The 9,442-nt window shown below is 72.9% G+C and carries 10 protein-coding genes; 3 read left to right on the top strand and 7 right to left on the bottom strand.

The features are described 5' to 3' along the window. Positions 1–162 precede the first annotated feature (162 nt). The 3 genes from AB4039_RS29690 to AB4039_RS29680 form a co-directional block, all read right to left on the bottom strand. Positions 163–1,284 (bottom strand): LLM class flavin-dependent oxidoreductase, encoded by a 1,122-nt coding sequence (locus AB4039_RS29690; protein ID WP_266840973.1) that lies wholly within the window; start codon positions 1,282–1,284, stop codon positions 163–165. Between the two features lie 111 nt (positions 1,285–1,395). Beyond that, positions 1,396–2,181: a glucose 1-dehydrogenase gene (locus tag AB4039_RS29685; protein ID WP_266840972.1), complete on the bottom strand. Its 786-nt coding sequence runs from the start codon at positions 2,179–2,181 to the stop codon at positions 1,396–1,398. Positions 2,182–2,195: 14 nt separating this feature from the next. Beyond that, positions 2,196–3,143, bottom strand: a complete 948-nt coding sequence (locus AB4039_RS29680; RefSeq protein WP_442272242.1) for an LLM class F420-dependent oxidoreductase — start codon at positions 3,141–3,143, stop codon at positions 2,196–2,198. Positions 3,144–3,402: 259 nt separating this feature from the next. On the opposite strand from AB4039_RS29680, the gene AB4039_RS29675 reads away from it, so the two are divergent. Then, positions 3,403–4,020: a transmembrane-type terpene cyclase gene (locus AB4039_RS29675; protein ID WP_442272241.1), complete on the top strand. Its 618-nt coding sequence runs from the start codon at positions 3,403–3,405 to the stop codon at positions 4,018–4,020. On the opposite strand, the gene AB4039_RS29670 is transcribed toward AB4039_RS29675, so the two are convergent. Next, positions 3,992–4,816: a L,D-transpeptidase family protein gene (locus AB4039_RS29670; protein WP_442272240.1), complete on the bottom strand. Its 825-nt coding sequence runs from the start codon at positions 4,814–4,816 to the stop codon at positions 3,992–3,994. The genes AB4039_RS29675 and AB4039_RS29670 overlap by 29 nt on opposite strands. A 352-nt stretch (positions 4,817–5,168) precedes the next feature. Here AB4039_RS29670 and AB4039_RS29665 point away from each other — a divergent pair, with 352 nt between their 5' ends. Both AB4039_RS29665 and AB4039_RS29660 read left to right on the top strand, forming a co-directional pair. Beyond that, positions 5,169–5,498: a hypothetical protein gene (locus AB4039_RS29665; RefSeq protein ID WP_266840969.1), complete on the top strand. Its 330-nt coding sequence runs from the start codon at positions 5,169–5,171 to the stop codon at positions 5,496–5,498. 130 nt (positions 5,499–5,628) lie between these two features. Next, positions 5,629–6,069, top strand: coding sequence for an NUDIX hydrolase (locus AB4039_RS29660; RefSeq protein WP_442272239.1), 441 nt, complete (start codon positions 5,629–5,631; stop codon positions 6,067–6,069). A 19-nt stretch (positions 6,070–6,088) separates the two neighbouring features. On the opposite strand, the gene AB4039_RS29655 is transcribed toward AB4039_RS29660, so the two are convergent. The 3 genes from AB4039_RS29655 to AB4039_RS29645 form a co-directional block, all read right to left on the bottom strand. Beyond that, complete coding sequence (locus AB4039_RS29655) at positions 6,089–6,769, bottom strand: hypothetical protein (protein ID WP_442272238.1); 681 nt, start codon at positions 6,767–6,769, stop codon at positions 6,089–6,091. Between the two features lie 176 nt (positions 6,770–6,945). Beyond that, on the bottom strand, positions 6,946–7,788 hold the full coding sequence (locus AB4039_RS29650; RefSeq protein ID WP_266840966.1) for a trypsin-like peptidase domain-containing protein: 843 nt from the start codon (positions 7,786–7,788) through the stop codon (positions 6,946–6,948). Positions 7,789–8,194: 406 nt separating this feature from the next. Continuing rightward, positions 8,195–9,430 carry a glycosyltransferase gene (locus AB4039_RS29645; RefSeq protein WP_266840965.1) on the bottom strand — a complete coding sequence of 412 codons (1,236 nt, stop codon included), beginning with the start codon at positions 9,428–9,430 and terminating at the stop codon, positions 8,195–8,197. Positions 9,431–9,442 lie beyond the last annotated feature (12 nt).

The raw sequence follows: 9,442 nt of genomic DNA, 5'->3' as shown, positions 1-9,442 counted from the left end.
GGTCCGGTGGGCCCGGTGCCCGGTCCGGTGGGCCCGGTGCCCGGTCCGGTGGGCCCGGTGCCCGGTCCGGTGGGCCCGGTGCCCGGTCCGGTGGGCCCGGTGCCCGGTCCGGTGGGCCCGGTGCCSGGTCCGGGTGGGGAGGGGCGGGTAACCCCCGGAGGGTCAGGCCGACTGGCGGAAGCGGGTCGTGCGGTGGACCGGGTCCGTGTCGATGTGGGGGATGACGTGTTCGCCGATCAGTTTGATCGTGGTCAGCGTGTCCTCCTTCGACACCCCCGTCGGCAGGCCGAAGGACAGCTGGTCCGCGCCCGCCCGCTCCCAGCGCTTGCACTGGGCACGGACTTCCGAGGGGTCTCCGCAGATGAGGAGTTCCTCCGCGATGAGGAGCTCGATGATCTCCGCGTTGTACTCGGGGAGGGTCTCGGGCCACTGCGGGATCGCCTCGGGGCGCGGGAACGTGTCGTGGTAGCGGAAGACCAGCGACTGGAAGCGGTTCATGTTCGCGTTGACCGCGATCTCCACCGCCTTCTCGTGGGTCTCGGCGCAGATCGCCGTCGACGTGACCATGACGTTGTCGTTGACGAAGGCGCCGATGGCCTTCGCCTCCCGGATCGCCGTCTTGTACTGGTCGAGGACCCACTCCATGTCCGAGACCTTCTGGACGCTGAAGCCGAGGACGCCGAGGCCCTTCCTCGCCGCCATCGCGTACGAGGAGGGGGAGCCGGCCGCGTACCACATGGCCGGGTGGGCCTTGCCGTACGGCTTGGGGAAGACCTTGCGCGGGGGCAGCGACCAGTGCTTGCCCTGGAACCCCTCGTACTCCTCCTGGAGGAACATCTTGGGGAACTCCGCGATGGTCTCCTCCCAGATCTCCTTGGTGTGGTTCATGTCCGTGATGCCGGGCATGAAGCCGAGGATCTCGTGGCTGCCCGCGCCGCGTCCGGTGCCGAACTCGAAGCGGCCCTTGGAGAGGTGGTCGAGCATGGTGACCTTCTCGGCCACCTTCACCGGGTGGTTGACCGGGGCGAGGGGATTGAAGATGCCCGAGCCGAGGTGGATCCGCTCGGTCGCGGCGGCGAGGTAGCCGAGGAAGACCTCGTTCGCCGAGAGGTGCGAGTACTCCTCCAGGAAGTGGTGCTCGGAGGCCCAGGCGTACTTGAAGCCGGACTGGTCGGCCTGGATGACGTACTCGGTCTCCTCCAGCAGCGCCTTGTGCTCCGCCTCGGGGTCGACCTTGGACCGCGCCTCAGGCACGTATCCCTGCACGAAGAGCCCGAATTCCAAGGGGGTTCACCGTCCTTAGGTTTCTGACATGTCGTCAGATTTGATGGGTCCGACTGTTCCACCGCGGGCCGGGACCGTCAATACCTCTACCTGACGGCCCATCAGAAACTCTCAGAGGATGCTCACCCCGGCCATCCAGCCCCCGTCGATGACGAACGGCTGGCCCGTGATGTACGAGGAGTCGTCGCCGGTCAGGAAGAGGGCGAGACGCGCTATCTCCTCCGGCCGGCCGACCCGCCCCAGCGGGACCACCCGCTTGTACAGCTCCGCCATCGCGTCCCGGGCCTCGTCCGTCATCCCGGCGGGGTCCAGGAGCCCGGGGTTGGCCATCGGGGTGTCCACCGCCCCCGGGCACATGGCGTTGACCCTGATGTTCCTCTCGGCCAGTTCCAGCGCGGCGACCCTGGTCAGGCCCAGGATCGCCGCCTTGGTCGCCGCGTACGCGCCCACGTACGCCATGCCCGTCAGCCCCGTGTAGGAGGAGGTGTTGACGATGGTCCCGCCGCCCGCCGCCTCGATCTCGGGGGCGAGGGTCTTGATCCCGAGGAAGGCCCCGACCTGGTTGACCTCGACCACCTGCCGGAACTCCTCCAGCGGGGTCGCGGTCAGCTCGTTGAAGCGCAGGATCCCCGCGTTGTTCACCAGGCCGCTGACCGGGCCGAAGGCCTCCTTCGCCACGGCCACCGCTGCCGCCCAGTCCTCCTCCCGGCTCACGTCCATCCGCACGTACCGCGCACGGTCCTCGCCGATGTCCTTGGCGACGGCGGCGCCCTGCTCGTCCAGCACGTCCCCCAGCACCACCCGTGCGCCCTCGGCGGCGAAGAGGCGTGCCTCCTGCTCGCCCTGGCCGCGCGCCGCACCGGTGATCAGGACGACGCGCCCGTCCAGCTTTCCCATGGCCACTACACCCTTCAGTCGTTGAGGAGGGGGGCCACCTCGGCCCCGAAAGCGGTGATCTGGTCGGTCAGTTCGGCGCGGTCGCGGCTGCGGAAACGGACCTGGATCTGGTCCACGCCCAGCGCCCGGTACTCCCGCAGCGACTCGGCGAGCGCTTCCGCCTTGCCGGTCAGGACCCGGCGGCCGGTGGCCCACCCGGGCTCGCCGACGTAGAGGGCCTCGGTGATCGCGCCGAACTCGACGGGGCCGGTGACCCCGGCCGCCGCGCGCAGCTCCTTGATCCGGGCGATCTGCGCCGGGAGCTTCTCGCGGGGATCGCCCTGCGGGAGCCAGCCGTCGCCGCGCTCGGCGGCCCGGCGGAGGGCGGCGGGCGAGGACCCGCCGATCCAGACGGGGATCCGCTCCTGGGCGGGCCGCGGCAGCTGGCCGAGGTCCCGGAAGGAAAACCGTTCCCCCTCGAACTCCGGGTACTCGTCGGGGCCGAGGGCCGCGCGCAGGGCGTCGAGGGTCTCGTCGAGCAGGGCGCCCCGGCGGGGGAAGTCCGCGCCGACGGCCTCGAACTCCTCCTGGACGTGCCCGGCGCCGACCCCGAGGATCAGGCGGCCGCCGCTGAGGTGGTCGAGGGTCGCGTACTGCTTGGCGGTGACGAGCGGGTGGCGCAGCCCGACGATCGCGACGTGGCTCAGCAGCCGGACGCGCTCGGTGATCCCGGCCAGGAAGGCCAGGGTGGCGACGGGGTCGTACCAGATGGTGCTCATGGGGCCGGCGAGGCGGCGCGGGATCGCCACGTGATCGCAGGTGGCGAGGTACCCGAAGCCCGCCCGGTCGGCGGCGCGGGCCACTTCGGCGAGGTCGGCGGCGCCGGCCGAGGCCTCCCAGGGTTCGGCGTAGAGGGTGCTCTGCGACTGGACGGGGAGCTGCATCCCGTACGCCAGCCGGCCTTCCGGAAACACGCGTGCCATGGCGGGCCCGCCTCGCCTTCGTCTGCTGGTTCGTTGTGCCGGTGGGCTGTGCCGGCGCGCTGTGCCGGCGCGCTGTGCCGGCGGTGGGCTGTGCCGGTGCGTTGCACCGGTGCGTTGTGCCGGTGCGTTGTGCCGGTGCCGGGCCATCGTCGTAGCTGACGGACCGTCAGGCAAGAGGCGGGGGCGATCCGCCCGGTCCTACCCGCCCGCGCCCCGAGCCCCGTTCCGCACCCGGCCCGCAGCGCCTAGGGTGCGGCGCGTGGAACTGATGCTCACGCTCGTCAGCGGGCTCGCCTGGACCGTCGTCTACGTGGAGGCGATCCGTGTCGGGCTGCGGGACCGGACGTACGCGATGCCCGTCGCCGCGCTCGCGCTGAACTTCGCCTGGGAAACCACCTACGCCGTGAACGAGTTCCGCACCGGTGTGTCCGCGCAGGGCGTGGTCAACGTGGTGTGGGCACTCGCCGACCTCGTGATCGTGTACACGTACCTGCGCTTCGGGCGCGCCGAGCTGCCCGGCTTCGTGACCCGGCCGCTGTTCGCCGCCTGGAGCGCGCTCCTGTTCGCCACCGGCTTCGCCGTGCAGTGGCTCTTCCTCGCCCGGTTCGGGACGCACGACGCCACCCGCTACTCGGCGTTCCTCCAGAACCTGCTGATGTCCGGGCTGTTCATCGCGCTCTTCGTCGCCCGGCGCGGTCCGCGCGGGCAGTCCCTGCTCATCGCCGTCGCCAAGTGGCTCGGCACGCTCGCCCCGACCGTGCTGTTCGGGGTGCTGGAGGGCTCCGGCTTCGTCCTGGGGCTCGGCGTGCTGTGCTGCGTGTTCGACCTCGTCTACATCGGCCTGCTGCTCAGAAGCCGGGAGGCCCCATCGCGATGACCGGGTGCGCCGCCGGGTCCAGGGTCTCCAGGAGCTTGCGCATCGCCTCCCTCGGGAGGCCGACGCAACCCTGGGAGGGGCCGTCGTGGTCCACGTGGAGCCAGATGTTCCCGCCCTTGCGCTCGCCGTCCGGCTTGGCCGGGTCGAGCGGGGAAACGCCCTGGCGGCGGTTGTAGTCGATCGCCACGACATAATCGAAGGAGCCCTCCAGGGACTCCCCGTTCACCCCGCGGCCGGCGGCCACGAACGCCGCGTCCCGGTCGTACGGGAGCTTCGTGCCGGGCGGCGCGGGCAACCGACYGCCCGCGTCGGTGAGGGAGAACACCCCCTGTGGGGAGGTCAGGTCCCCGTACGCGCGCTCGCCGGACCAGCCCTTGGCGCCGTTGCGGGCGGGCCAGTGCGCGGCCGCCGTCCAGTCGGCGCCCGCCGTGGCCCGCGTGTAGAGGGTGACGTCCGACTCCGAGGAGTCCTTCGCCCTGCCGGTGACCAGCACCAGTTGCCGGGACTCGGCGGGGATCCGGGCGCGGGCCGCGTCGCTGAGAGAGGCCGGCAGCCCGTGGCGGCCGTCGGGGCGGTGCGCGTCGCGCGCGGCCCGGTCGGGGGTCTGCGGGCGGGAGTCCGAGCGGACCGGCGGGACGGGCGCCCCCGGCTGCTCGTGGAGGGCCTGCACCCAGCCGGCGCCGAAGGCCAGCAGGCCGAAGGTGGCGACGGCGGTCAACGCCCGCGGCCGGCGGGCGGCCGAACGGGAGCGCGTACGGGTACGGCCACGGGAGCGGGCTCGGGCGTGCTTGCTCATTGAACCGACCGTACAGGAGGCGATCTTCGTTTCCGCTGACCGGACACCGACCCGACGCCGACCGGACGCCGACCCGACGCCGTGCGGCTGCCCCCGGACGATCACCGGCCCGGTGTTCGACACCGTCAGCACCCCGGCCGGGGCCCAGGCGAGCCGGGCCGACAGGACGGCGAAGAGGGCGAGCGCGAGGAAGGAACGTTTCGGTCGGCGCGCCGGTCGCATGATCAGACGGCAAAGGCCACCTGATCAGGGGAAATGACGGCCGGAACGGCCTTCCCGGGGCCACGGGGCGATCTACTGGGCGGGCCGGCCGCACGGGGGTGCGCGCCGTCCCGATTCAGGAGGATCTGTCATGCGGAAGTCCGCGACCGTGCTCGCCGCCCTCGCCCTCACCCTCGTGGGGGCATCGCCCGCCAACGCCGCGGTGGACAGCCAGTGCGGTCAGTACATCTGCGTCATGACGGCACACCACAACCGGTTCGTGCAGGACATCACCGTCCAGACCCGCGACGGCAACCCCGGTGTCCTGCGCGCCTACTGGGGGGAGTTCCGCTCGGGACGGGTCACCGCCGCCTCCCACCGGTGGGGCGTCGGATACGAACAGGCCGGCGCCAAGCTCGTCTGCGGCGGTCTGGAGCGCGACGGCCGCACCATCGAGGACGGCATCTGCGTCACCATCTGACCCCTGGGGAGGGGAGGGCGGGGCGGACGGGGCGAGGGGGGCCGGCGGGACCGGTCGGCCCCCCTCCCGCCGGCCCCGACGACCCCGCCGCCCCCTCCCGCCCGCAGGGGCCCGGACGTACCCTGAACTGATGAGAACTCCTCGTCAGGCAGCGCGCATTGTCGTCCTCTCCCCCAGCGGATCGGTGTTCCTGTTCCGGGAGAACAACGTCGAAGTCGGCATCCACTGGCTGCCGCCGGGCGGCGGGATCGATCCCGGCGAGAGCCCCGAGGAGTGCGTGCGGCGCGAGTTGCGCGAGGAGACCGGGTGGACCGACCTGGAGCCGCAGCGGCTGCTGTGCACCTGGGAGCACGACTTCACCCACCAGGGCGTCCCGGTCCGCCAGCACGAGCACATCTACGTCACCACGGGTCCCCGCCGCGAACCGCGCCTGGAAGCCCCCGACATCCACTGGCAGTGGCTCTCCCCGCAGCGCCTCGCCACCCTCGGCGAACCCCTCTGGCCCCCGCGCCTGGCCGAACTCCTCGCCGACACCCCGGCCGAACCGGTCCACCTGGGGCTCCTGGCGTAGCCCCGGCGCCCCTCCCGGATCACCCGGACCGGCGGCGGGTGTCCATGAGGGTGTAGCCGCCCGCGGTCGTACCGGCGTCGGCGGGCCCGGCCGCGCAGGGCGCCAGCTCCGGTGCACCGGCCGGGGGCGGAGCCGTGATCCCGATCCGGGTCTCCCCGGTCCCCGGCGCGGCGACGTGGAAACTCACCCCCATCCGGGCGGGCGGCGTACGGCGCAGGAACTCCTGCCAGTCCGGTCCGGCGTCGACGAGCCTGCCCGTCACGGCCACGTCGGCGCCGTCGACGCGTACGCAGTCGACCCGGAAGTCACCCCAGTTGAAGGCCGGCCGCGGCCCGTCGGAGCCGTCGGACGGGCCGCCCATGAAGTGCTGGATGCGGAACGTCCCCCAGGAGCGCGCCGCCACGGCCGGATCGCGGCCGTCGAAAAAGCCGTGCGCGTCGACGAGGATCCGGACGTCGTCCCGCGGATCCCCGTACGCCATACGGGCCCAGCCGCGGATGCCGGCGAGGCCGGGGGCGGGTGAGGGGGCGGGGGAAGGTGCGGGTGCGGGGGCGGGTGCGGGTGCGGGTGCGGGGGCGGGTGCGGGTGCCGACCGGGCCGGGGCGGCAGCGGCAGCGGTGGCGGTGGCCATCGGCGCGGCCGCCGCCACGGCCAGGACGAGGACGAGCGGAACGGTACGGCGCAGGGTCGACTGGATCACGGTGGTGTTCCCCTCCGGAAGCGGTGGTGCGGTCGCCTCCGATCCTGTCGGGCCGCCGCGTCCCCGCCATCGCGCCCGGGAGCTACCCGCCCTCCCCCGGCCGGGGGAGGGTCCGCCACTCCTGCGGCGTGCTGTACGCGCGGTCGGCCGGGAGCGCGTGGACGGACTCGCGGGGGTCAGCGCTTGGCGGTGGCCTTCGCGTAGAGCTGCGCCGCGTAGTCGCCGAGGACGGTGCTCGTGGACACGTCGTCCGTGTCCCCGCCCGTCAGGATGCCGATGATCTTCCCGTCGCGGCCGATCCAGGCACTGCCGCTGGTGCCGCCCGGGAAGTCGGAGCAGTCGAAGCGCTGTTCCGTCTGGCTGAGGCGGACGGAGACGGCCGTGCAGGTGCGGGGGACCTTGCGGTCGGCGGGGTAGCCCGTCACCGTGACCTCCTCGCCCGCGCGGCCGGAGGTGTCCAGGGGGGCGCCGCCTATGACGTCCTCGATGTTGCGGCCCTTGGCGTCGGGTGCCACGCGGGCGAAGGCGAGGTCGTAGTCGTCGTCCGTGCCGTCGGCCCAGCGCTCGTCCTCGTAGACCTGCTCTATCTTCCAGGTCCCGTACGGGGCGACGCCGTTCGCGTACGCGGGCGCGAAGACCGCACCGCCGTCGCGCGCCTGCTCGCCCTCCATGAGGCAGTGACCGGCGGTGATCAGCAGGTTCTTGCCGGGGCTGCGGACGACGGTGGCGGTGCAGAAGTGATCGCCGTCCAGGCCGCCGGTGAACAGGGCGCCGGTGAAGGCGGCGGGCCCGCCGGGCTTGGGGGTCGCGGCGGCCGGCGGCGGCGAGGCGAGCTGAGGTTTGGAGGCCTTCGACCGCGGGGGCCCGGTGGGCGAGCCGGACTGCGTGCCCGACTTGGCGTGTACGGGAGCGTCGGCCCCGTCGGGCGGCGGCACCAGCTCGGCCACCGCGGCCGAGGCGCCCAAGGCAGCCACCGCACACAGCACCGCCGTCACCACGGTCCGCTTGTCCACCGCCATGATCCCTCCCGCTTCGCCCTCGCGAAGCATGCCCCGGGGGCGGGGCGGGGTGCAAGGGGAGACGGGGTCGGGCGGGTCGGGGGGGGCGGGCACATCAGCGACCCCCGACCCCTCCCCGCCCAGTCCCGCATCCGGACCCGAATGGCCATCGGTCCACGGCCCGGGGAATCCAGGCCGCATGAAAGGGCGACCAGACCGCCCGGCCGCTCCCACACGCACCGGATCGCTACGCGCTTCGCACGGCATAGCGTCCGGCGGCCGTCTGGGGCTGGACATAAGCCGCCCACGGTCCGGGGGCCTCGGTCTCTCACGCGAGCACAGGGTATTTGCCCCTTTTGGGGTGCTGGATGGGCTCCAAAGGGACTGCGGCGGGGCCTGTCGGAGTGTGAGGACGAGTTCGTCGTCTTCAGGGTCCGGCAGGGGTCCGGTGGGCGGTTTCGAAGAGGAGTCTGGCGGCTACCGCTGCTCCGTCGGCTTGGAAGGCGGCGGCCACTGCGGTCGCTCGGGCGCTGGTCTCGGGGGTGAGGGCGGTCTTGAGCGCGGCGGACAGGGAGTCGACCGTCGGGGTCGGGCCGTCGTGGGCCGCGCCGATGCCCAGGTCGGCCACGCGGCCGGCGAAATAGGGCTGGTCGGCCCCCTGGGGCACGATCACCTGGGGTGCGCCGGACCAGGTGGCGGTGGCCGTCGTGCCCGCACCGCCGTGGTGCACGACGGCGGCCGTGCGGCGGAACAGGGCCTGGTGGTTGGCCTCGCCGACGACGAAGCAGTCGTCCTGGTCGTCGATCAGGGCCAGGTCGGCCCAGCCACGGGAGAGGACCGCGCGGCGGCCCTGCGCGCGGACGGCCTCGATGGCCACGCGGGCGACGTCCTGCGGATCGCGCATGGGGATGCTTCCGAAGCCCACGTAGACCGGCGGCGTACCGGCGTCCAGGAACTCCACCAGGTCGGCCGGCAAGGGGCGTTCGTCCGGGAGGACCCAGGCACCGGTCTGCACGACATCCAGATCCGCCGGCTGCTCCCACGGTGCCAGGGTCGGGTCGGTGGCCAGCCACGGCCGGTCGGTGAAGACGTGGTCGCGGACGTTGTCCAGCGGCGCCAGGCCGATCGACACCCGGTGGGTGTTGATCGCCTCCCCGAACACCTCCTGCGCGTCCCGGGCGTCCTGTTCCCACAGCTCGCCGTTGTCCGTCACGTCAGGCGCGAGCGGACGTCCCGGGCGCGCCATCGGCGGGTGGTGCGGGGACGGCAGGCTCACCGGCTGGTAGCTGGCGTAGACGTAGGGGATCCCCAGCTTCTCGGAGACGGCCTTCACCCCGGCCACGGCCGGCACGAGGCCGGTCGCCAGCAATACGTCGCACCCCTCGGCAGCGACGCTTGCCTGCTCGTAGAAAGCGGCGACCAGCTCGGCCGCACGCCTCGGCACGCCCCCCGCCGAGGGCGGCGTCTTTCCGGTCACCAAGTCGCGCACCGACTGTCCGGTCGGGATCATCTCCACACCGATCGCCGCCAGCCGCTTCGCGAACTCCTCGTCCGGCGGCGCGCACACCCGCACCTCCGCACCGAGTTCCAGCAACCGCACCGCGAGTCCCACGAGCGGCTCGACTCCCCCGCGCGAATCGTACGCAGACAACAACACACGCATCCGTGACGCCCA

It is taken from the genome of Streptomyces sp. M-16 (genome assembly GCF_052114405.1).
Taxonomy (GTDB): Bacteria; Actinomycetota; Actinomycetes; order Streptomycetales; family Streptomycetaceae; genus Streptomyces.
Note: the sequence above shows the minus strand (reverse complement) of the source record. Positions and strands in the feature narration are given on the sequence as shown.